At 68.8% G+C, this 21,851-nt stretch carries 18 protein-coding genes; 7 read left to right on the forward strand and 11 right to left on the reverse strand.

Annotation, left to right across the window (positions count from 1 at the left end; translation table 11 throughout):
• Positions 1-63 precede the first annotated feature (63 nt).
• Together ACGFIE_RS01230 and ACGFIE_RS01235 are read left to right on the forward strand one after the other, a co-directional pair.
• Positions 64-2,952 (forward strand): glycoside hydrolase N-terminal domain-containing protein, encoded by a 2,889-nt coding sequence (locus ACGFIE_RS01230; RefSeq protein WP_393289802.1) that lies wholly within the window; start codon positions 64-66, stop codon positions 2,950-2,952.
• A gap of 448 nt (positions 2,953-3,400) precedes the next feature.
• A complete protein-coding gene (locus ACGFIE_RS01235; protein ID WP_393289804.1) occupies positions 3,401-6,259 on the forward strand; it encodes a glycoside hydrolase N-terminal domain-containing protein in 2,859 nt (952 codons plus the stop codon).
• Here ACGFIE_RS01235 and ACGFIE_RS01240 read toward each other — a convergent pair.
• From ACGFIE_RS01240 to ACGFIE_RS01265, 6 genes are all read right to left on the reverse strand, one after another.
• Positions 6,256-8,217 carry a serine hydrolase domain-containing protein gene (locus tag ACGFIE_RS01240; protein ID WP_393289806.1) on the reverse strand — a complete coding sequence of 654 codons (1,962 nt, stop codon included), beginning with the start codon at positions 8,215-8,217 and terminating at the stop codon, positions 6,256-6,258. The two genes, ACGFIE_RS01235 and ACGFIE_RS01240, sit on opposite strands and share 4 nt — an antisense overlap.
• Before the next feature lie 123 nt (positions 8,218-8,340).
• Positions 8,341-9,210, reverse strand: coding sequence for a sigma-70 family RNA polymerase sigma factor (locus tag ACGFIE_RS01245; RefSeq protein WP_393289809.1), 870 nt, complete (start codon positions 9,208-9,210; stop codon positions 8,341-8,343).
• 4 nt (positions 9,211-9,214) lie between these two features.
• Complete coding sequence (locus ACGFIE_RS01250) at positions 9,215-9,895, reverse strand: NAD(P)-dependent oxidoreductase (RefSeq protein WP_393289812.1); 681 nt, start codon at positions 9,893-9,895, stop codon at positions 9,215-9,217.
• A gap of 149 nt (positions 9,896-10,044) precedes the next feature.
• Positions 10,045-10,539, reverse strand: a complete 495-nt coding sequence (locus ACGFIE_RS01255; RefSeq protein WP_393289814.1) for a hypothetical protein — start codon at positions 10,537-10,539, stop codon at positions 10,045-10,047.
• The gene (locus tag ACGFIE_RS01260; protein WP_363685032.1) at positions 10,539-11,057 is read right to left on the reverse strand and encodes a SigE family RNA polymerase sigma factor; all 519 of its coding nucleotides are present in this window, start codon (positions 11,055-11,057) and stop codon (positions 10,539-10,541) included. The genes ACGFIE_RS01255 and ACGFIE_RS01260 overlap by 1 nt, the downstream gene beginning before the upstream one ends.
• Before the next feature lie 124 nt (positions 11,058-11,181).
• The gene (locus ACGFIE_RS01265) at positions 11,182-11,652 is read right to left on the reverse strand and encodes a hypothetical protein (RefSeq protein WP_393289817.1); all 471 of its coding nucleotides are present in this window, start codon (positions 11,650-11,652) and stop codon (positions 11,182-11,184) included.
• Between the two features lie 253 nt (positions 11,653-11,905).
• Here ACGFIE_RS01265 and ACGFIE_RS01270 point away from each other — a divergent pair, with 253 nt between their 5' ends.
• Positions 11,906-12,097 (forward strand): hypothetical protein, encoded by a 192-nt coding sequence (locus ACGFIE_RS01270; protein WP_363685028.1) that lies wholly within the window; start codon positions 11,906-11,908, stop codon positions 12,095-12,097.
• A 529-nt stretch (positions 12,098-12,626) separates the two neighbouring features.
• Positions 12,627-12,926: a helix-turn-helix domain-containing protein gene (locus ACGFIE_RS01275; protein ID WP_363685026.1), complete on the forward strand. Its 300-nt coding sequence runs from the start codon at positions 12,627-12,629 to the stop codon at positions 12,924-12,926.
• A 156-nt stretch (positions 12,927-13,082) separates the two neighbouring features.
• Here the strand turns inward: ACGFIE_RS01275 and ACGFIE_RS01280 are convergent, their stop codons facing one another.
• The 4 genes from ACGFIE_RS01280 to ACGFIE_RS01295 all read right to left on the reverse strand — a co-directional run bounded on the left by ACGFIE_RS01280 (position 13,083) and on the right by ACGFIE_RS01295 (position 16,346).
• Positions 13,083-14,336 carry an RNA polymerase sigma factor gene (locus ACGFIE_RS01280; protein ID WP_393289820.1) on the reverse strand — a complete coding sequence of 418 codons (1,254 nt, stop codon included), beginning with the start codon at positions 14,334-14,336 and terminating at the stop codon, positions 13,083-13,085.
• Positions 14,337-14,373: 37 nt separating this feature from the next.
• On the reverse strand, positions 14,374-14,745 hold the full coding sequence (locus ACGFIE_RS01285; RefSeq protein ID WP_393289822.1) for a YciI family protein: 372 nt from the start codon (positions 14,743-14,745) through the stop codon (positions 14,374-14,376).
• 68 nt (positions 14,746-14,813) lie between these two features.
• A complete protein-coding gene (locus ACGFIE_RS01290) occupies positions 14,814-15,503 on the reverse strand; it encodes a DUF998 domain-containing protein (protein WP_393289825.1) in 690 nt (229 codons plus the stop codon).
• A gap of 195 nt (positions 15,504-15,698) precedes the next feature.
• Complete coding sequence (locus tag ACGFIE_RS01295) at positions 15,699-16,346, reverse strand: CGNR zinc finger domain-containing protein (protein ID WP_393289827.1); 648 nt, start codon at positions 16,344-16,346, stop codon at positions 15,699-15,701.
• 214 nt (positions 16,347-16,560) lie between these two features.
• Here ACGFIE_RS01295 and ACGFIE_RS01300 point away from each other — a divergent pair, with 214 nt between their 5' ends.
• Positions 16,561-17,781, forward strand: a complete 1,221-nt coding sequence (locus tag ACGFIE_RS01300; protein WP_393289829.1) for an MFS transporter — start codon at positions 16,561-16,563, stop codon at positions 17,779-17,781.
• Positions 17,782-17,913: 132 nt separating this feature from the next.
• Positions 17,914-18,897 carry an aldo/keto reductase gene (locus ACGFIE_RS01305; protein ID WP_393289831.1) on the forward strand — a complete coding sequence of 328 codons (984 nt, stop codon included), beginning with the start codon at positions 17,914-17,916 and terminating at the stop codon, positions 18,895-18,897.
• Positions 18,898-19,038: 141 nt separating this feature from the next.
• Here ACGFIE_RS01305 and ACGFIE_RS01310 read toward each other — a convergent pair whose 3' ends face one another.
• On the reverse strand, positions 19,039-20,472 hold the full coding sequence (locus ACGFIE_RS01310) for a glycoside hydrolase family 6 protein (protein WP_393289833.1): 1,434 nt from the start codon (positions 20,470-20,472) through the stop codon (positions 19,039-19,041).
• Positions 20,473-20,829: 357 nt separating this feature from the next.
• On the opposite strand from ACGFIE_RS01310, the gene ACGFIE_RS01315 reads away from it, so the two are divergent.
• Positions 20,830-21,810 (forward strand): helix-turn-helix transcriptional regulator, encoded by a 981-nt coding sequence (locus ACGFIE_RS01315; protein ID WP_393289836.1) that lies wholly within the window; start codon positions 20,830-20,832, stop codon positions 21,808-21,810.
• The last annotated feature ends 41 nt before the right edge of the window (positions 21,811-21,851 follow it).

Here is a 21,851-nt window from a genome sequence, read left to right on the forward strand (position 1 = left end):
CCGACCAGGCTGCGGCGGCTCCCGGGCACGACCCTTCAGCCTCCTTGTGGAGAGGGGCTTCCGATGACAGACCTGCCCGTAAGTCGTAGGAGTCTGCTCGTCACCACCGCGCTGACCGCCGGCTCGGCGGCCCTGATCCCGGCCGTGGGCGCCGGACGGGCCGCCGCCGTTGCGCCTCAGGTCACGCTGCCCGAGCGGGGGATCTACGACGCGACCCCTGCGACAACCTGGACCGACGGGTTCCTCACCGGCAACGGCGAGCACGGCGCCGTCCTGTACGGAACGCCGACCCTCGAGAAGGTGATCTTCAATCACCACCGCTTCGTGCTGCCCAACGGCAGCCGGGGCGTCACCCCGCCAGTAATCTCCGGGCGGCTGGCCGGTGTACGGGACAAGGCGCTGGCGGGGAACTACGCCGGAGCCAACACGGACTTCGCGGCCGGCTGGAGCCTACGCTGGACCCAGACCTACCACCCCGGCTTCGAGCTGCAGATCAGCACTCCCGGCATGACCACCGCCAACGGGTACGCCCGCAGCACCGACTTCCGGACCGGGGAGGTCACCTCCACCTGGACCGACAGCTACGGCACCTGGATCCGCCGCGCCTTCGCCTCCCGAGCCGACAACGTCGTCGTACACGAACTGACCCCGGCGTCCGGCCGATCGATCGACGCGACGCTGAGCGTCAACACCTCCCTCGCGGGCGTCCCCGGCTCGGTCCGTTTCACCACCCTGGCCAGCGTCATCGACGGTTCCGGTTACCTGAACCTGCGAGGCACCTACCCGTCCGGGCAGGGCGCGTTCGGCTTCGAGGGCGTCACCCGGGTCGTCGCCACCGGTGGCACGGTGGCCGCGAACGGGTCGAGCATCGTCGTCACCGCGGCAACCAGGCTCGTCCTGCTCACGAAGCTCGATCGGTACGAGTCACCCACGGCCTGGGACAGCAAGCCGTTGCACGCGGCGCTGGCCGCGGTGCGCGCCGACTATGCCGACCTACGGACCCGGCACGTCGCCCTGCACTCGGCGATGTACGACCGCTCCCGCCTGGACCTGAACGTCTCCGCCGCCGACCGGCAGCTGTCGACCACCCAGCTGATCGCCCGGCAGAACGCCAACCGCAACACCATCGACGTGGCCCTGCTGGAGCGCCTCTACGACAGCGGCCGTTACCTGTTCATCTCCTCCAGCGGCGTGCTGCCGCCGCGACTGACCGGAATCTGGGCCGGCACGTGGAACGGCGCCTGGGCCGACGATTTCACCACCGATGCCAACATCAACCTGCAGGTCGCCGGCGGCAACATTCTCGACCTCACCGATGCCATGCAGGGCTACTTCAACCTGATCCTCGGTCAGCTCGCCCATTGGCGCACGAACGCTCGCAACCTGTACGGCGCCCGCGGCTTCCTGGCCCCGTCGCGAACCGACGGCGAGTACGGGTACATGCTGCACTTCGACCCCGGCTTCCCCGGCCAGTGCTGGACCGGTGGCGCGGACTGGTTGCTCTACCCGCTGCTGGAGTATTACCAGGTCACCGGAGACCGGACGTTTCTGGCCGAGAAGCTGGGCCCGGCGCTGATGGAGCTGGCGCTGTTCTACGAGGACTTCCTGACCCGTACCGACTCGGCCGGCCGTGTGGTGTTCGTGCCGTCGTTCTCGATGGAGAACTCGCCGGCCAGCACGAACGTCCTGCTGGCGATCAACGCCACCGGCGACATCCAGGCCGGCAGACACGCCCTGCGGGCGGCTGTCGAGGCTGCCAACGCGCTCGGCGTCGAGCAGGGCGCCGGCCAAGGTGTCGCACGCTGGACGGCCCTGCTGGCGAAGCTCCCGCCCTACTCGGTCAACGGCAGCGGCGCCCTCGCCGAATGGTCCTGGCCGGGTCTCACGGACCGCTACAACCATCGGCACGTCCATCACCTCTACGGCGCGTGGCCCCTGCACGAGATCAACCCCGAGGAGGCACCCGCGCTGGTCACCGCCGCGCTCAGGGCCCTGGCGCTGCGCGGTGACGAGAACACCTCGGCGCACGGCAGCCTGCATCGGGCCCTCGCCTCCGCTCGGTTGAAGGACGCCGCCGGCGTCTACAGCAACCTCCGGAAGATCATCGGCAACAACATGATCTTCCGGTCGCTGATGACGGCACACAACCCGAATCTGGAGACCTACAACGCCGATGCGGCCAACACGCTGCCGGCCGTGCTCAGCGAAGCGCTTGTGTACTCCAGGCCCGGCGTCATCGAGCTGCTGCCCGCCCTGCCCGGCCAACTCGCCAGAGGCACCATCACCGGGGTACGCGGACGCAACCAGGTCCGCATCCACAGCCTCTCCTGGGATCTTGCTGGTCGCTCGGTAACCGTGGCACTCACCTCGACGATCACCCAGGCGATCACCCTCATCAGCCGGCGCGGGATGGCATCCATCACCACCTCCGCGACTGTCGCCCCCTCGCCGGTCGGCCCGCATGCCCGGGTGATCTCGATGACGGCCGGGCAACAGATACAGGTCGTCGTAGGTCTACCAGCCGCCGCCGCCGGTGTCGTTCGACTGGTCAACCGGCGCAGCGCAAAGGTGCTGGACGTCAACGGCGGCTCCACCACGGACGGGGCAGGCGTGATCCAGTGGCCGTGGACTGGCGCGACCAACCAGCAGTGGCGGCTGCTGCCCAACAGTGATGGCTCATTCCGACTGTCCGGTGTCAAGAGCGGCAAAGTCCTGGACAGTCCAGGCGGCTCGGGCCAGGGCGCGGCACTCGTCCAATGGGCCGACAACGGCGGACGTAACCAGTGGTGGAATCTCGTCCCGGCGACGACCAGCGGGTACTACCGGTTCGTCAACGTGAGCAATGGTCTGTGTGTCGGGGTCGAAGGCGCCTCCACCGCGGACGGCGCCAGAGCGGTCCAGCAACCGGTCAGCGGCGAGATCAGCCAGGAGTGGCAGATCCTCGATGTCTGATGCGGAAGGTCAGAGGCACTGGTCGCAGCGGCTGCGGTGATGACAGCTGATCGCCGCGGTGTGGGGCCGGGGAGACGTGGTTGTCACGGAAGTGGGCGGCTCAGTGCGTGGCCCCGCCCGGGGAGCACATCCGACCTTTAACGGAGTCCCCGTTGGCCGGTCGCCTCTTACCTGCCGAGTCCGCAGGGCAATGACGCGAACACCCAGGTGACGCGCCATACCCGGAAACTGGCGCCAGCGGGTGAAGCGGCGCCGGGCTTCCGGCAACGCATTGACCGCTTTTTATGTCAGTTGTTAACATGTGACGTCTGATGAATGTCTGACGGCGTAAAACCCTCGACGGACTCAGGCGACGTCCTCGTCAACGTTCCGCTTCCTGCCCTTCGATCGTCACGACCGGGGCGGCTGGGGCCACCGCTGCGTCGCTCGGCTGGATGAAGGAGACAAGATGTCTGAAGTGACACGGAGGAAGCTTCTCGGAGCCGGGGCGGCCGGAGCTGGTGTCATGCTGCTGCCGGCGGGTTGGACCGCAGCCGCTCGGGCCGGGTCGGTTGCACCCCCACAGGTGCTGGCGGCCAACGACATGGCGTTGTGGTACGACGAGTCGGCGGGTACGGATTGGTTACGGGCTCTGCCGATCGGTAACGGACGGTTGGGCGCGATGGTGTTCGGGAATGTCGACACCGAACGGCTGCAGCTCAACGAGGACACCGTCTGGGCCGGCGGCCCGTATGACTCGGCCAACACCCGTGGTGCGGCCAACCTGGCGGAGATTCGACGGCGGGTCTTCGCCGATCAGTGGACGCAGGCGCAGGATCTGATCAACCAGACCATGCTGGGCAGTCCGGTCGGGCAGTTGGCCTACCAGCCGGTCGGCGACCTGCGGCTGGCCTTTGGCAGTGCCAGCGGGGCGTCGCAGTACCAGCGGACCCTCGATCTGACCACGGCCACCGCCACCACCAGCTACGTGCTCAACGGAGTGCGGTTTCAGCGTGAGGTGTTCGCCAGCGCGCCGGACCAGGTGATCGTGATGCGGTTGACCGCTGACCGGGCAAACGCGATCACGTTCACCGCCACGTTCGGCAGCCCGCAACGGACGACCGTGTCCAGCCCGGACGCCGCCACGATCGGCCTCGACGGCGTTTCCGGCAACATGGAGGGCATCAACGGGCAGGTCCGCTTCCTTGCGCTGGCCAATGCCTCCGTGAGCGGCGGCACGGTCAGCAGCTCCGGTGGCACGCTGCGGGTCTCCGGCGCGACAAGCGTCACCCTCTTGGTGTCGATCGGTTCCAGTTACGTCAACTACCGGACCGTCAACGGCGACTACCAGGGCATCGCGCGGCGGCACCTCGACGCGGCCCGCGCCATCGGCTTCGACCAGTTGCGCGGCCGACATGTGGCCGACTATCAGGCGCTGTTCAACCGGGTGTCGATCGATCTGGGACGCACGACGGCGGCCGACCAGACCACCGACGTGCGGATCGCGCAGCACGCGAGCGTCAACGATCCGCAGTTTTCCGCGCTGCTGTTCCAGTACGGTCGCTACCTGTTGATCTCCTCCTCACGGCCGGGCAGCCAGCCGGCGAACCTGCAGGGGATCTGGAACGACCAGATGGCCCCGTCCTGGGACTCGAAGTTCACCATCAACGCGAACCTGCCGATGAACTACTGGCCGGCCGACACCACCAACCTGGCCGAGTGCTACCTGCCGGTCTTCGACATGATCAAAGATCTGACCGTCACCGGCGCCCGCACTGCTCAGGTGCAGTACGGCGCAGGGGGTTGGGTCACCCACCACAACACCGACGCGTGGCGCGGCTCGTCGGTGGTCGACGAAGCCCTGTGGGGAATGTGGCAGACCGGCGGCGCCTGGCTGGCCACCATGATCTGGGACCACTACCAGTTCACCGGAGACGTCGAGTTCCTGCGTGCCAACTACCCGGCCATGAAGGGCGCTGCCCAGTTCTTCCTCGACACGCTGGTCAGCCACCCGACGCTCGGCTACCTCGTCACCAATCCGTCGAACTCGCCCGAGCTGCGTCATCACACGAACGCCAGCGTGTGCGCGGGGCCGACGATGGACAACCAGATCCTGCGTGACCTGTTCAATGGCGTCGCACGGGCCGCCGAAGTCCTCAACGTGGATACCTCCTACCGCGCCCAGGTACTGACTGCCCGGGACCGGCTACCGCCGACGCGGGTCGGGTCCCGCGGCAACGTCCAGGAATGGCTCGCCGACTGGGTGGAGACCGAGCGGACTCACCGGCACGTCTCCCACCTGTACGGGCTGCACCCCAGCAACCAGATCACCAAACGCGGCACACCACAACTGCACCAGGCCGCACGACAGACCCTGGAACTGCGCGGCGACGACGGCACCGGCTGGTCACTCGCCTGGAAGATCAACTATTGGGCACGGCTGGAAGACGGCACGCGCGCCCACAAGCTCCTCGGCGACCTGGTACGCACCGACCGGCTCGCACCGAACATGTTCGACCTGCACCCGCCCTTCCAGATCGACGGCAACTTCGGCGCCACCTCCGGCATCGCCGAAATGCTGCTGCAAAGCCACGCCGGCGAACTGCACCTCCTGCCCGCACTACCATCCGCCTGGCCGACCGGGCAGGTCACCGGGCTCCGCGGCCGCGGCGGATACACCGTGGGCGCCGCTTGGAGCAGCAGCAGAATCGAGCTCGTCGTCACTCCCGACCGCGCCGGGCCCATCCGCGTTCGCAACCGGATCTTCGCCGGCACCTTCGAACTGCGCGACGAGACGAGCGGCAGCGCCGTCCAGCCGACGCGGATCGAGGCCGATCTCGTGGAGTTCACCGGTCAGGCCGGCCACACCTACCGCGCGTCCGGGGTCAACTCGGGGCCGGTCGAGGCTGGTGCGTACTACCGTCTCGTGGCCCAGCACAGCGGCAAGGCCGCCGACATCAACGGTGCGTCCACCGCAGCCGGCGGATTGCTGATCCAGTGGGCGAGCAGCAGCGGACAGAACCAGCAGTTCGAGTTTGTGCCGGCCGACGGTGGCCACTTCCGGATCAGGGCGCGGCACAGCGGCCTGTTCCTGCAGGTCGCCAGCAACAGCACTGGTGCCGACATCACCCAGCAACCCGACGCGTCCAACGCCGCCAGCCAGCAATGGCGGGTCGACGACCAGGGCGGCGGGGTGGTCAGACTCATCAACAGGCAAAGCGGTCTGGCAATGGACGTCTGGCAGGCTTCGACCGCCGACGGTGCTCGCATCTCCCAGTGGACACCCGGCACCGGTACCAACCAGCGATTCAAACTCCAACGAATCTAGGGGCTCGGGATTCCGATGAGGTTGTAGGTGAAGGCCACCGTCAGGTAGCTGATGGCCGCGACAGTCGTGACCGTGTACGCCATCCGACCCTTCACGGTCCACCAACGCCTGACCCATGCGGCGACCGTGCCCGCGATCATCACTGTCGTTGTCGCCACCGCGAGTCCGTTCAAGGACAGCAGGGCCGTCAGCGCCACCGAGCCGAGGATGACCGTTTCGGTGAGGGCGTTCAGGTCCGACGCCATCAAGGCGAACCAGCCGACGAAGGCCGTCGTGAGTCCGCCAGTGAGCCAAGCCGCGACCCGTGCCGCCCGCGCCCAGCGCGTGTGCACCGGCTTGCCCTTGCGCAGTCGCACCAACGCCAGGATCGGGAACCAGAAGAACGCCAACAGCAAGACCACCACGCCGGCCCCGAGCATGATCTGGTGCAGGGTCGGCGACGCGTACCAGGCCAGTTTCGTGTAGGCGACCGTCGGGTCGTCCGTCGTGAACAGATTGCCCTTGCCGTCGAAGGCGATCTGCGCCTGGCCGGCTTGCTCCTGGAACAGTCCGGTACCGATCGGGTACCAGTGCTGGACGCCCGCGTTCGGATTCAACGACAGGCCGCTGGTGGTCAGCGAGCCGCCGGGGGCCTCGGCGACGGTGGCCGTCGAGAGCAGCGCCACCACCTTCGTCACCTGTGTGCGGCTGGTGCGGTCGACGCGATAGCTTCCCGCGAGATCGGACGTGTCGATCCCGCTCACCGCCTTGGGTGCTGGACTCGTGTGCGGGACGTACCGGTCGACGATCTGGTGAATGAGGTCCTTGCCGTCCCAGCTCGCGACGCCGTTCGTCCCGTCGCCGTTGTAGACCACGTAGATCCCGATTTTCTGGTCGGGCAGCATCGCGAGGTTGGCGTGGAAGCCGGGGACGTCGCCGTCCTTGAACAGCAGCGCCTGTCCGTTGCGCGGCTCCTGCTGGAGCACCCAGCCCATCCCCGGCAGACGCGGGTCCATCGTGAAATGCTGCTGCCGCAGCGACTCGGCGACGCCCGCGCCGAGCCGTGGGTCGTCGGCCATCTGCGCGATCAGAAAGGTGCCCATATCGGTCGCGGTGGCTACGGTGCCCGCTCCGGTAGGTGACCACGCGCCGTACTGGCCGTCCTCGCGGACCTGACCGTGGCCTACGGGACGGTAGCCGTCCGCCACCTGCGCCTGGATCGCGGCCGGATGGGGCTGAAGGAATGTCGTGCCGTTCATGTGCAGCGGCCCGAAGACGTGGTCCTGGACGTACTGAGCGAACGGTTGGCCGGAGACGACCTGCACCAGATATCCCGCCAGGGCGACGCCGTAATTGTCATACTGCGCCAGGGTTCCCGGCGGGCGTACCCGGTCGGGTTGGTGGGCAGCGAGGTACTCGCCCAGGGCGGGCACGGCTGCCGGGTCGGCCACGGCGACACCCCGTGGGCCATCGTCGAAGCCGGCCGTGTGGGTCAGCAGATCCGCCATCGTGACCGGGCGCCCTGGATAGGTGTCGCGAATCTTGAAGGTCGTGAGGTAGGTGTTCACGTCGGCGCTCGGATCGAGCTTGCCTTGCCGGATCAGCTGCGCGGCCGCCGTCGCCGTGAAGACCTTGGCCACCGAGCCGGTGAAGAACGAGGTCGAGGCCGCATCGACAGGCGTTCGGGCCGGGACGTTCGAGACGCCGTACCCCTTGGCGAAGACCTGCTTCCCGCCGGCCACGACGACCACAGCAGCGCCAGGAATCCGGTCACGCGCCAACTGGGTCGAGACGACCTGGTCCACCAGCTGCCCGACACCGGTGAGTTCGGCCGCCGGGGCCGGCGCCCCGGCACCTGCGCTGGCCAGGTCACCTCGGGTCGAGGATGCTGCGGAGGCCACCGCGGGAGAAGGAGCGAGGGCCAGAGCCCCAGCGGTAACGCCAGCCACCAGAAAGGACATCGGGCGAGCCATCTGCATGCCCCGAGCCTTCCGAAACGGCGGCGGGATACCCATCCTGCTGGCGCTCGTCTACCGGGTAGGGCCAACCCTACCGAGCCGCGCCGTGACCGATATTGCTTTTGGGGAACGAGAAACCGTAGGTCATCTTCCGTGCCGCAGACGGGTCAGCTTGCCCTGGTCGAGGATCATGTCGATGGCGACGACGCGATCGTCGTACACGGTGAAACCGACGACGGCGACGGGCCTGCCGCGCCGGTCGCGGGCGACGACCCCGGCGGCGCCATTGACCAACGCGGGAGCGCAGAGGCGCGCGAACCGCGGCCCGACGTCGGCCGCGCGGGTGGCCACGGCACGGGCACCGGTGAGCAGGGCCGGTGCGAGCCGTGCCCGTCGTCCGTGGTCGGAGCGGAACACCACGTCGGGGTCCAGCAGGGTCAGCAGGGCGTCGAAGTCGCCGGCGCGTGCGGCCGCCAGAAACGCGTCGACGACACGTCGCTGGGCGGGCAGGCCGGCCCGGGGCTGCGGAGCGCCATCGCGCAGCCGCCGCCGGGCTCGGCTGGCAAGCTGCCTGGTGGCCGCCGGTGTACGTCCCACGACGGCGGCCACCTGCTCGAACGGCATGCCGAACATGTCGTGCAGCACGACCGCGAGCCGTTCGGCCGGCTCGAGGCTGTTCAGCACCACGAGCAACGCGATGCCTACCGCGTCGGTGTGCAGGCTGGCTTCCTCCGGATCCCCGTACTCACTGACCAGCGGCTCCCAGGTTGCGCCCAACTGCTCGCGGCGCGCCTGTCGGGCCCGCAGCATGTCGATGCAGACCCGCCCGACGAGCGTGGTCAGCCACGCCGCGGGGTTGGCGATCGCGGTTGGGTCGGCGCGCGTCGTGCGCAGCCACGCCTCCTGCAGCGCGTCGTCGACCTCGGCCTGCGAGCCCAACAGTCGATAGGCGACGGCCCGCAGCTGAGGGCGGTGCTGCGCCAACTGCTCGGCGAACCACTGCTGGTCGTCCATGTCCCTATTTTCCGAACGCTTCCCGCCGCAGCATCGCCAACAGCGTCGGGGTGCCCTCGGCGGTGGTGACGGCCACGGTCCGCCTGACCCAGGTGGTGTCGATGGCCTGGGCCAGCAGACAGGCCGCCAGGTCGGCTCGGCTGGTGAAGATGCCGTCTGAGCGGCCCTCGGAGAGCCGGTAGCGGGTGACGCTGTCGCTGTCGATCAGTCCCGACGGGCGAACGATCGTCCAGTCGAGGTTGCTGTCCGACACCAGCTTCTCCATGGCGCGCATGTCGTCGTAGGTGGACTTGCCGATCGTGGCGGTAACCATCGGCTGGATGACGCGGTTGAGCAGGAACCCGCCCTCGGCATGGTGATGCGGCTCGGTGGCACTGGAACTCACGACGACGAGCCGCCGCACGCCCTCGCGGCGCATCGCGGCGAGGACCGTCGCGGTGCTGCGGCTGTAGAGCCGCACCGGTCGCCGAGTGAACGGCGTGCCGAGCGTCGACAGCACCACGGCCGCACCACTCAGCGGGACGTCCACGGTGGCATCGGCGGCCACCACCTCCAGGCCGGCGCCTCGCACCGGGAACGACTGCGGCTGCCGGGTCACCGCCCGTACGTCATGGCCGGCGTCCAGCGCCTGTTGTACCAGGCGGCGGCCCGTGCCCCCGTTCGCGCCGAGAACGACGATACGCATCCGGTGTGCTCCCTTCCGAGGTGGCTTCGAAAGGAACGTCGATCCGCGCGGTGGGTTTGTGACATGCGAGGCGCGTCCGGATCAGCGACGGAGCTCGGAGGGCACCCCGCAGACGGCTGCCCACAACCGGGGACTTCCCGGATAGGCGTTCAGGACGTGCAGAACGACGCCCGTTCGGTCAGGCCGAGCTCCTTGCAGTCCCATCCGTTGCCCTGGTCCTGGAGTCGCCAGCCCGTGCCGGCCGTGTAGTGGAACAGGTAGATGATGGCGCTGGCGTTCGGGCGCTCCACGTCGACCGCGGCCCACGTCTCGACGCACTCCACAGGCCTGGAAGCGAAAGACCACCCCGCCGGAAGTTCGACCAGGGTCCCGAGGCTCTCAGTCGACGGACAGGTGGGTTTCTGAGGGTCGACACTGGTGGGGGCGGCGGCGGGCGGTAGCAACGGGTCGGGCCGGTGCAGGGTGGCGAAGGCGGCCGTACCGCCGAGGGCGAACACCGCCGCCGCCGCGGCGCCGGTGGCGATCGCCCTGCGCCGTTGGACCTGCCGCGATCTGCGCAGGGTGCGCTCGTACATGTCGGCGGTGCCGCCGTGCTCGCTCAGATCGGACATGACCTGACGCAGCGGCCCGAGGTTGTCGGTCATCAGGCCTCCTCCATCACGGCCGAGAGCAGCTCCGGCGCTATCTGCCGCATGCGCGCCAGCGCCTTGCTGGTCTGACTCTTGATCGTGCCGACCGAGCACTGCAGCAGTTCCGCGGCCTCGGCCTCGCTGCGGTCCTCGAAGAACCGTGCCACCAGCACGGCCCGTTGCCGCTGCGTGAGTTGGGCGAGAGCCTGGTGCAAAGCAACCTTGAGATCGGTACGACGAGCGTGGTCGCTGCCGGGCTGAGCCACGTCGGCCAGTTCGCCGGGCAGGGACTCGGCTACCTTGCGGCGCCGCCACCAGCTCACATGCTGGTGGTACATGGCGGTGCGGGTGTACGCCTCGAAGTGCCCGGGATCATGCAGCCGCCGCCGGCCCCGATGGGTGCGGGCCAGCGCATCCTGCACCAGGTCCTCGGCGAGGTGCCGGTCACCGGTCAGCAGGAACGCCGTCCGCAGCAACGCCGGCGAGCGGGTCCGCACGAACTCACAGAAGAGATCGTCTATGGAGTCCGCCATGCTCCGCTCGTTCCCCCCACGTACCCCAGAGTCCTTCAGGCAGCGGCGGCGGCGATGCGGCCGGTTGACTGTGGCGCACACCATAGCCGGTGTGCGCCACAGCAAACGACAGCGGTCTACCCGATCAGGAGATGCAGAACGGCGCCTCCTTGAGGCCGAGGTCCACGCAGTCGTATCCGCTGCCATCGCCGTAGTACTTCCAGCCCGTACCGGCCACGAAGTGGAAGAGGTACCAGCCGTCACCGGCGGTCGGGCCCTGCGGATCGGCGCCCGCCCAGTCCTTGACGCACTCGACAGTGCCGAAGGTCCAGCCCTTCGGGAGCTCGACCAGGGCCTGGAGGGTCTTCGCTGAAGGGCACTTGGCACTGGTGGCCGTACCGCTCGACGGCTTCGGCTTTGGCTTCGGCGCCGTCTCCACCGGATCCGAGGAGCAGAACGGCGCCGGCTCGCTGAGACCGAGATCCTTGCAGTCCCAGTCGCTGCCCTGGTCGTAGTACTTCCAGCCCGTCCCGGCCACGAAGTGGAAAAGGTAGACGCCGTCACCCGCCGTCGGGCCCTGCGGATCGGCCGTGGCCCAGTCCTTGAAGCATTTCACTTCCCCGAAGGACCAGCCCTTCGGCAGCTCGACAAGCGTCTGCAGGGTCGTCCCGGAGGGGCAATCGGCTACTCCGGCCGCCGCGGGCGACGCACTGGGAGTGCCAGCGGCCGCAGCAGCCGACGTCGGAGCGGATGCGGCCGGGCTCGGACCGGCCGGCTCCCCGGAGTCGCAGGCAGACAGTCCAATAAGGACAGTGGCAACGGGCAGCAGCAGGAGGTGACGTGCAGACATTTGCGGACCCCTATGGATCGTGGCGATCGTCGCTTACAACGGGGTACATGCGATCCGTCGCCCGCAGGTTGCCGCCATCCAGAAATATTCTTCGAAATCTTTGGCGACCCTGCTCGTCGCGCAGCCGGAGACCCCTCTCGTCCTCGACTGCTCGCTGGACCTCGGAGCGGCCAGCCAGAAAATCTATGCTCAAACGACTAGACATCCTTGAGGCTGGGGGATACTGTTCCTCAGGTAGCGAGCAGAGAGATACAAAGACGCAGACGGACCGCCCGGCCGTGAGGTCACGACGGGCGTCGGAGCAGGACCCTGTTCCTGCTCCAGAACGGCAGTAAGCACGTCAGCCCCGGCATGATGCGCGACGGGGCACCGCAGGTGGGGCCAAGGAACTGTTCAGGGCTCCAGCTGATGTTCGCCGCACTTGTACGGGGCCGTGAAGTTGCGTGGGCTCCGACACCGGTGGACTGCACGTCAGCAAGATGAAGAGATGCAGAGGAAAGGGAGGGCCGTACACCGTTGGATCGCCCGCCGTCGGCCGTCATGTCAGGCCGGGCGGACACCGCAGTTTCCATCGAACGAGAGGTGGTCTCCGGTCACGCATATGCGATCCTCGCACCCGTTGCCGTCAGTGACGGCTGGTGTGGATACGAAGAGCCGACGTTCCTGTCGGCAGATGGTGTTCTGACCCGTAACCCTGGGCCCCGGCGCTTACGCGCCGGGGCCCTCGACGTGGAGGTGACATGGGGCGAAACCCCGAAGACATGTTCGGCGACGAGGACTACCCCGCCTACACCATCGGGCAGGCTGCGGAGATGCTCGGCACCACGCAGGATTTCCTGCGCCGGCTGGACGAGGCGAAACTGATCGACCCGCACCGCTCCGGCGGCGGGCACCGCCGATACTCGCGCTACCAGCTGCGCCTGGCCGCCCGGGCCCGCGAGATGGTCGACGGCGGCACCGCCCTGGAGGCGGCCTGCCGGATCATCATCCTGGAAGACCAGCTTGAGGAAGCCCTCCGACAGAACGAAAAGCCGCAGTGAGGGTTGCTGGCCGCACGATGTCGGGGTGATGCCGTCGGCGTTCCGCACCCCTCGCGGGCCGGGCACAGCAGGTCCCGTGCCCGGCGTGCCCACCCACCTATCGCCTGCGGTCCCGCGTCGACGGCAATCCCCGCAGCGGACTCAGTCTCCCGGGCTTCAGCCGCCCGCCCTCGCCTGGAAGATCTCTCGCTCCTTGGCGTTGCGAGTCAGCGCGGCGGCTCGCGCGTACTCCTGCTGGGACTCGGCCGTCCGACCGAGCTTCGCCAGGAGGTCGGCGCGTACGGCGGGAAGCAGCGGGTACTGGTCCAGCGCCCCACTCGCCCGCACCCGGTCAGCAATGGCCAGTCCCTCGGCCGCTCCCTGGGCCATTCCGACCGCGACCGCCCGGTTCAACTCGGCGACCGGTGACGGCCACACGTGGGAGAGCACGAGGTAGAGCGCCGCGATTCGTGACCAGTCGGTCTCCTGGGTACACCGGGCTCGGGCGTGGCAGGCGGCGATTTCGGCCTGCAGCACGAACGGTCCGAGTATTCCGCCGATCTCCTGCGCCCGAGCCAGGGCGGCGAGGCCGCGCCGGATCAGCAGCAGGTCCCAGCGGGTCCGGTCCTGGTCGCCGAGCAGAATTGCCCCACCGGCTCCGTCGGTGCGCGCCCACGTCCGCGACGACTGGATTTCCATAAGCGCCACCAGGCCGTGCACCTCGGCCTGATCCGGCATCAGCCCGGCCAGCACTCGGCCCAGCCGCAGCGCCTCCCGGCAGAGGTCGGGCCGCATCCAGTCCTGGCCGGCGGTCGCCGAGTATCCCTCGTTGAAGATCAGGTAGAGGACTTCCAGGACCGAGGTCAGCCGCTGGGCGAGCTGATCCGGCGGCGGGAGTTCGAACGGCACTCGTTTGGCGGCCAGGGTGCGCTTGGCCCGCACGATCCGTTGACCAACTGTCGACTCGGCGACGAGGAAGGCCCGGGCGATCTCCTCGGTGCTCAGCCCGCCGAGCACGCGCAGGGTGAGCGCGGTCCGCGCCTCTGTCGACAGCACCGGATGGCAGGAGATGAAGATCAGCCGCAGCAGGTCGTCACCGACGTGGTCGTCCAACGCGTCGTCCACGGCGTCCTGCTCGTCGACCGGCGCGATTTCCAGGGCCCGGCCTATTTCGGCGAGCTTCTCGCCGTACCGGATCCGCCGCCGGACAAGGTCGATCGCCCGGTGCTTGGCGGTGGCCATCAGCCACGGCCCGGGATCCGTCGGCACGCCCTGCTTCGGCCACTGTTCGAGCGCGATGACGAGGGTGTCCTGGGCGATCTCCTCGGCCAGGCCGACATCGCGCAGGATCCGGGTCAGCTTCGCGATGAGGTGAGCCGCCTCGATCCGCCAGACCGCCTCGACAACGCGATAGGGATCGGTAGCCGTCATGGCTACCGATCCAACCACCATCGACGTGCTCGCCCGCTCACACCTGTGGTGCGAAGTCCTCCGGCCCGAAGACCCGCGAGACCTCAGCCTCCCCCTCCCAGCCCTGCCACAGGTCACGGTGCAGCCGCATGAACCGGCCGGCCCATTCGACAGCTTCCTCCTTGGAGCGGACGTCGTACACCACGTAGCTGATCAGCTCCTTCGCCTCGGCGAAGGGACCGTCGACGACGCTGAGCCCACCGGCGTCGACCGCGATCCGGGCGCTGTTGGAGGTGGGCGCCAGCCCGCCCATGTCGAGCATCACGCCGGCGTTCGTCGCGTCCATACCGAGTTTCGCGATCGCCTCCATCAGCTCGGCAGGCGGCGGGCTGTCGGGCTGTGCTGCTTTGAGAATCACCAGATAACGCATTTCTTCTCCTCGTGGGTCTGTGCACTTCGGGTTGGCTCGGAACAAGTGTGGTTCGACTGTGCTGACGATCAGTGCCGCGACACGCGCCGGTAGCGGTCGACAGCGACGGCTGCCTGCCAGCCCGAGATCAGCAGTACGGCGGCGGTGAAGGCGAGGATGCTCCAGGCGGCGCCGGCACCCGCGGTCAGACCCAGGAAGCTGACGCCGAACACCACACCGACGCCCCGCGAGGACCAGGCCCAACCGGTCGCGCCCTCGGCGGCGAAGCGGCGGGCCAGCACGAAACACGCCGCGATCAGGCAACTGAACCCGACGGCCCCGGCAGCGAAATGACCGTAGCCGTGCCAGCTGATCGTCCCAGGGCCGTCCGGCGTACCGACCGGGAAACCCAACCCCGGATCCGCGCGCAGCAGACCGGCGGCAATCAGGCTCACGCCGTACGCGCCGATGAGCCTCGGTGCCCAGCGCGCCCCGGGCCCACTGTCCAGCGCCCGACGCAGTCCGACCGCGAACACGACTGTCAGCAGACCGCTCACCAGGAAGTTCGTGATGTGGATCCAACCTCGGTCACCGTTGCTGAGCATGCTCCACGCGTGCCGTGTCGGGTCGAATCCGGAGCGGGTGAACACCTCGACCAGCGACACCGCGACGTACAACGGGCCGGCGATGACGCCGTACGCCAAGAGGGATTTCGTGACCCTGACCGCCGGGTCGCAGGTCAGCACGGTCGACGCGGTGGTGGTCATCTGCTCGGTCATGGTCGTTGCCCTTCGCGGCGGGCCGGCTTGTCCGGCCCTTCACCCAGTCCCTCGAACGACCGGACGCGACTTCGACAACCCGTCCCAAGATTCTTTCCGAAAGCGCGATGATCGCCCCTGCCGTGTTCGATGCAGGCTCGTCACGGCGTTGGCGCGCTCCGGCGCGGGACAGCACACGCAGCCGTCGCCGACCGCCTACGAGTGGGATGCGCGGGCGGCGCGGCGACGCTCGGTGAGCCGTCGTGCCTTCACGGCGTTGCCGCAGTCGGCCATGCGGCACCAACGGCGGGAGCCACTGCGACTCTGGTCGAGGAACAGCCAGCCACAGCCACCCTCGGGCACCGGGCAGCGGCGCACCCGGGTCAGGTCGGCCGTCAGCATGACGTCGAGGGCGGCCTCGGCGATCCGGTCGGGCACCAGCATGGCCGGCACGGTGCCGTAGGCCAGGCGTACCCGCGGCGGGTCGAGCACGAGTCGTGCTCGGGCGGCCGCGCCGGACCAGCGCTGATGGAGTGCGACGAGCGCGGCGCCGGCCGCGACAGGGTCACCCGCCGAAGCACCGTCCGCGGTGATCGCGGCGAGCAGCACGAGAAACAGCCCATCCCGGATGTCGCGCACGGCGGCCAGTCCCGCGTGCGCCGCCGCGGGCTCGTCGCGCCACGCCCGGTCAACCTGCTCGGCGGCCGCGTCGTTGAGCACGCCCACCCGGACCGACCAGCGCAGCAGAGCGGAGCTGTCGGACAGAAAGTCGTGCGGCGACGTGCCCCCTCGCTCGAGCGTGTTGACCAGGTCGAGCGCGGGATGCCCGCCGACCAACGGTAGCTGGCACACATCGAGCGGCATGCCGGCAAGGCTACCACCATAACCATCGATGGAGGTTGGCCGAAGGTGGCACCGCCTCGCCTGAAAGGACTGACAGCACGGACACGACAAGGGATTATTAGTTGTCTATGCTACCGTCAAAACGCGGTTAGCCGGAATCAGGTCTTGACGATCGAGGCTTACCGCCTGCGTGGCAGCTCTTGCTGCACCCTGCCCTGGATCTCGGAGGTAGCCGATGACGCACCAACGACGCGCGGTCTATGCCCTCGCCGCGTTGTCCGCCGCCACCTTCTGTTACGTCACCACCGAGGTGCTCCCGATCGGGCTGCTCACGCTCATCGCGCCGGACCTGGGGCGCTCGAGGTCCGAGGCCGGTCTGCTGGTGACCGGGTACGCCGTGGTGGTCATGATCGTGGCGCTCCCGCTGACCCGGGTGACTCGGCGAGTGCCCCGGCGTCCGCTGCTCGCCGGCACCCTCGGTGTGTTCGCCGCGGCGACGACGGTGTCGGCCTTCGCAACCTCCTACGAGATGTTGCTCGCCGCGCGGCTGGTGTCCGCCACCACCAACGGTGTCTTCTGGGCCGTGGTGTTCCCCGTGGCGATCTCGATGTTCCCCGCGAACATCCGAGGCCGCATCGTGGCTCGGCTGTCGATCGGCAACGCGCTCGGCCCGGTTCTCGGCGTGCCGCTGAGCACCTGGTTGGGCGGTCAGGCCGGGTGGCGGGCCGCCTTCGTCGCGATGGCCATTCTCGGCTTCGTCATCTGCGTCGCGGTCGTCCTGCTCCTGCCGAGCGTCACACCGCAGGACAGTGCCGGCGACATCGGGTCGATGCCTGATCGACATCGCTTCGCCGTGCTCCTCGTCGCCACCGTCCTCGCGGTCACCGGCGCCATGGGCGCGTTCACCTACATGACCGTCTTCCTCCTCGACGTCAGCGGGTTCGCCGCCGCATCCCTCGGCGTGCTGCTCTTCGTCCAAGGTTCGTTCGGCGTCGTCGGCACCTGGGCTGCCGGTCGGGTCCTGGACCGTTTTCCGCTCGGTGTGGTGCTGGGTCTGCTCGGGCTCCTCACTGCCGCGATGCTCGGCCTCTACGGTGTCGGCACGCACAAGGCATTGACGATTCCGTTGCTCGCCGTGGCGGGAATGTCGTTCAGCTCGCTGATCGCGGGGCTCCAGCACCGCATCATGCAGGTGACTCCGTCGACCACCGACATGGCGTCGGCCAGCCTCAGCGTCGCGTTCAACCTCGGCCTCGCGGCCGGCTCGCTCATCGGTGCGGGCCTGTTGGCGACTGCCGGGGTGCGCGTCATCCCGTTGTTCGGAGGGCTGCTGACGGCCGGAGCGTTCGCGTTGCTCGCCTGCCACGAGCTGTCTCGCAGACGACGGCGAGAGCTCGGAACTGCCGGTCACGATTCCGAGCGACAGTTGGTCGGGCAACCCGCTGCTCACTCTTGAGTCCCGTGACCCGCCTTGTGCAGCAGGTCCCGTGGATGAGGTGATCCCGGACCGCGAGGTTTGCGGAGGGGCTCCTCGGAGACCTCACAGCGGTGTGTGCTCGAGGGACCGACGAACGACAGGGAGAACAGCATGCGTACGGTGAAGTTGGGTGAGCTTGAGGTTGCCCGCATCGGGCTGGGTGCGATGGGAATGTCGCACGGCTACAGCGGCGCCGGCAGCGACGATGCCGAGTCGATCCGCACCATTCACCGGGCTCTCGAACTGGGTGTCACCCTGATCGACACCGCGGAGATCTACGGCCCGTACACCAACGAGGAACTTGTCGGCCGCGCCCTGCGGGGCCGCCGCGACCAGGTCGTACTGGCCACCAAGTTCGGCCTCATCTCGCACGACGGCCGCGTCCCGGGCGGCCTGGACAGCAGCCCGGACAACATTCGCACTGCGGTCGAGGGCTCGCTCAAGCGCCTCGACACCGACCACATCGACCTGTACTACCAGCACCGCGTCGACCAGAGCACCCCGATCGAGGACACCATGGGCGCGCTCGCGGCCCTGGTGCAGGAGGGCAAGATCCGCTACGTGGGCCTGTCCGAGGCGTGGGTCGACACCATCCGGCGTGCCCACGCCGTGCACCCGGTCACCGCTCTGCAGTCGGAGTACTCGCTGTGGACCCGTGACCAGGAACAGCTCCTTCCCGTGCTGCGCGAGCTGGGCATCGGGCTGGTGGCGTACTCCCCGCTCGGCCGCGGCTTCCTCACCGGCGCCCTGCGGTCCCCGGCGGACGTCGAGCGCCTCGACGACAGCGACTTCCGCAAGAACCACCCGCGCTTCACCGGGGAGAACTTCCAGCGCAACCTGCGCATCGCCGACCAGGTGCAGGCGGTCGCCGACCAGGCGGGTGCGACCTCGGGACAGGTCGCCCTGGCCTGGCTGCTGGCCCAGGGCGACGACATCGTCCCCATTCCCGGCACCAAGCGGGTGAGCCGTGTTGAGGAGAACGTCGCGGCGGACACCGTCACGCTGACGGCCGAACAGGTCGCCACCCTCACCGCGCTGCCCGTCGCCGAGGGTGGTCACCACACCGACGAGCAGATGCGGGTGATCGAGCGCTGACCAGCTCCCGCTGAGCCCGGAAACAGCGATCCTGGCCGTCGAAGGATGGCGTTGGTTCTTCCGGTCCGTACCGCAGAAAGGCAGCGGGCCCGGCGCGGAGGGTGATCCTCCGCGCCGGGCCCGCTGCACTGTCGGGTGGGGTCAGACGGACGCGCAGATGGCCGCGGCCGGACCGGTGCCGGTGCCCTGGAAGCCGAAGTTTGTCGACTGCCCGGCGCCGACCTGTCCGTTGTAGCCCACGTTGGTGAACCGGACGGTGCCGCTGGTGCCGCTGGCCTGAGCGCTCCATACGCCGGTGACCGCGGCGCCGCCGGGCAGCGTGATGGTCACGGTCCAGCCGTTGATGCCCGAGGAGCCGGCGGTGACCGTCACGCTCGCGGTGAATCCGCCGTTCCACTGGTTGACCGCCACCGAGGCGGAGCAGCCGTTACCGGTCGGCGGCGGCGTGGTGGGCGGCGCGGTCGTGGGCGGCGCGGTCGTGGGCGGAGCCGTGGTCGGCGGCGCAGTCGTGGGCGGCGCCGTGGTCGGCGGCGCAGTCGTGGGCGGCGCCGTGGTCGGCGGCGCGGTCGTGGGCGGCGCGGTCGTCGGCGGGTTGGGCGCGCCGTTGGCCAAGCTGAAGGCCAGGTCGGGCTGGAACGAACCGGCCGTGAAGCGGCAACCGTCCGCCTCCCCCGGCGGCTTCACCCAGAGGTACGCGTCGATGTTGGCGTCGCCGGTGCTGGTGGTCGGGTACGGGCCGATGCGCCGGTCGGTGTTGTCGTCGCCGCACCAGTCCCCGCTGGCACCACCGTTGCGGCTGGTGTCGATGACCTGGCGCTTGCCCGAGAGGCCCATGCCGTTGAGGGAGGAGATGACGTTCCGGCCGAAGTTCGCCTCGTTGGAGGTGGAGTTGAAGTTCGACACGTTGGTGAAGAAGCCGTCGGCGTACTGCACGCCTGCGGCCCGGAGCCGGTTGGCCGTCTCACCCGCGCTGTTCCAGGTGGAGTGGCCGCCGTCGAGGTAGACCTTGGCGTTGGGGTTGCCCGACTTGATGGTCCGGGTGGCCGTCGAGATCGCCTGGTTACGGGCGTTGAGCTCGCCGCTGCTCAGGCACGTCGTGAGGGCCAGGGAGTCGGTCTCCAGGATGATGATGACGGTCTGGTTGCCCAGCCCCCGGGCGAAGTTGGACACCCACGTCTGGTACTGGTTGAGATCCGGCGCACCACCGGCGCTGGCGCCGCCGCAGTCCCGGTTGGTGATCTCGTAGACCGCGAGCACCGGGATCTGCTGCGCCGCGTTGGCGGCGCCGATGAACCCGGAGACCTCGGACTGCACAGTCGACGGGTTGAAGTTGGCGAACCAGCGGGCCTGCGGCTGGCTCGCGATCTTGTCGCGAATGACGGCGGCACGCGAATCGCCGGGGTTGGCGGCGACCCAGCGGATGACTGCCGAACTCGGGTCGCGGTAGAGCGACCCGGAGAGCGTGCCCGCGGAGGCGCTGCTCACGGCGAGGCAGACGCCGATGGCGGCGGCGCCCACGACGGCCGCCGCGCTGGTGACCGCCGATCTGCGGCGGAGCGACGAGAGGATAGCCACGACGTGTTGCCTCCTGGTCACATAGACGTTTCCAATTTTGTGGGAGCGTTCCCATGGACGGTAGCGGAGGCACGCGCCGCTGCCAAGACGTACACGGTCGTCGATAGGTTCGGAGTCGCCGATGTTCGCCCGCATCGGATGGCGACGCGAACGGTGGGACACGGGTGCCCCTGCCCGACTGCTTGACCAAGGGCACCCGCCGGATCGCCCTGGCAAGGCCCGATCGGCGATCCACCTGCTGCATATCGGCAGCCGGGGCTGTACTGCCATCGAAGCGAGCGGCGCGCTACGCCTGTCGCGAAGATGATGCGTATCGTGGACAGAACGGTCGTCCGGGGTCCTGGGAGAGGCGTCGACATGGCAGACGGCAACCTCTACTCCGGCTCGCACTGGCAGCGCTACGCCACTCGTGACACCGACGAGGCGCACGACTTCGTCCGGCGGACCTTCCTCGACATCAAGGTGCGGTCCTCCGGTGAGGGCCGCGACGGAGCCGGCCTACGCACTGCCACCACCGCGCTCGCCGACGTCGGCGTGACCCGGCTGCACTACTCGGCGCGTACCCAGGTTCAGACGGCCCCGGACGGCGACCTGAACATCGCCCACCTGATGGGTGGCCGCTTCACACTCGCCAGGGCCAAGGACGAGTACCGCATGCGGTCCGGGGACGTGATGCTGATCCTGCCGGACGACTCCGAGGACCTCACCTACGACGACGTCGACACGTTCGTCGCCCGCCTTCCCCGCGCCCTGCTGGAGAAGGTCGCCCACGTACAGGCCGGCGTCAGCGCTACGGAGCTGCGCTTCGACAGCTCCCGGCCGATCTCGGCGGCGCTCGGTCGGCACTGGACCCAGACCCTCGCCTATCTGACCAGGGCAGTGCTGTCCGGCCCCGCCCTCATGACCAACCCACTGATCACCGAGAACGCCCGCCACCTGCTCGCGGCGACAGCCCTGGCCGTGTTCCCCAACGCCGTCCACACCGCGGCCCTGCGCCCCGCCGGCGAGGTGACTCCCCGAGCGTTACGCCAGGCTGTCACCTACGTCGACGACCACGCCGGCCAGCCGATCACGGTGGACGAGATCGCCGCCGCTGCCGGCGTGGGTGCCCGGGCGCTGCAACTCGCGTTCCGCCGTCACCACGACACCACCCCGATGCGGTACGTCCGCCGGGTCCGCCTCGAACGCGCGCACCGCGATCTGCAGACCGCCGACCCGACCACGGGTGTCACCGTCGCCATGATCGCCACCCGCTGGGGCTTCACCCACCTCGGACGCTTCAGCACGGACTACCGCGCCGCCTACGGCAGCAGCCCCAGCCAGACACTGCGCACCTGACGCGGCTTCGGCACCGCCATCCGCGGTGCGACCACCGGCCC

The sequence above is a fragment of the Micromonospora sp. NPDC049275 genome (genome assembly GCF_043197115.1).
In the GTDB taxonomy this organism is placed as follows: domain Bacteria; phylum Actinomycetota; class Actinomycetes; order Mycobacteriales; family Micromonosporaceae; genus Micromonospora.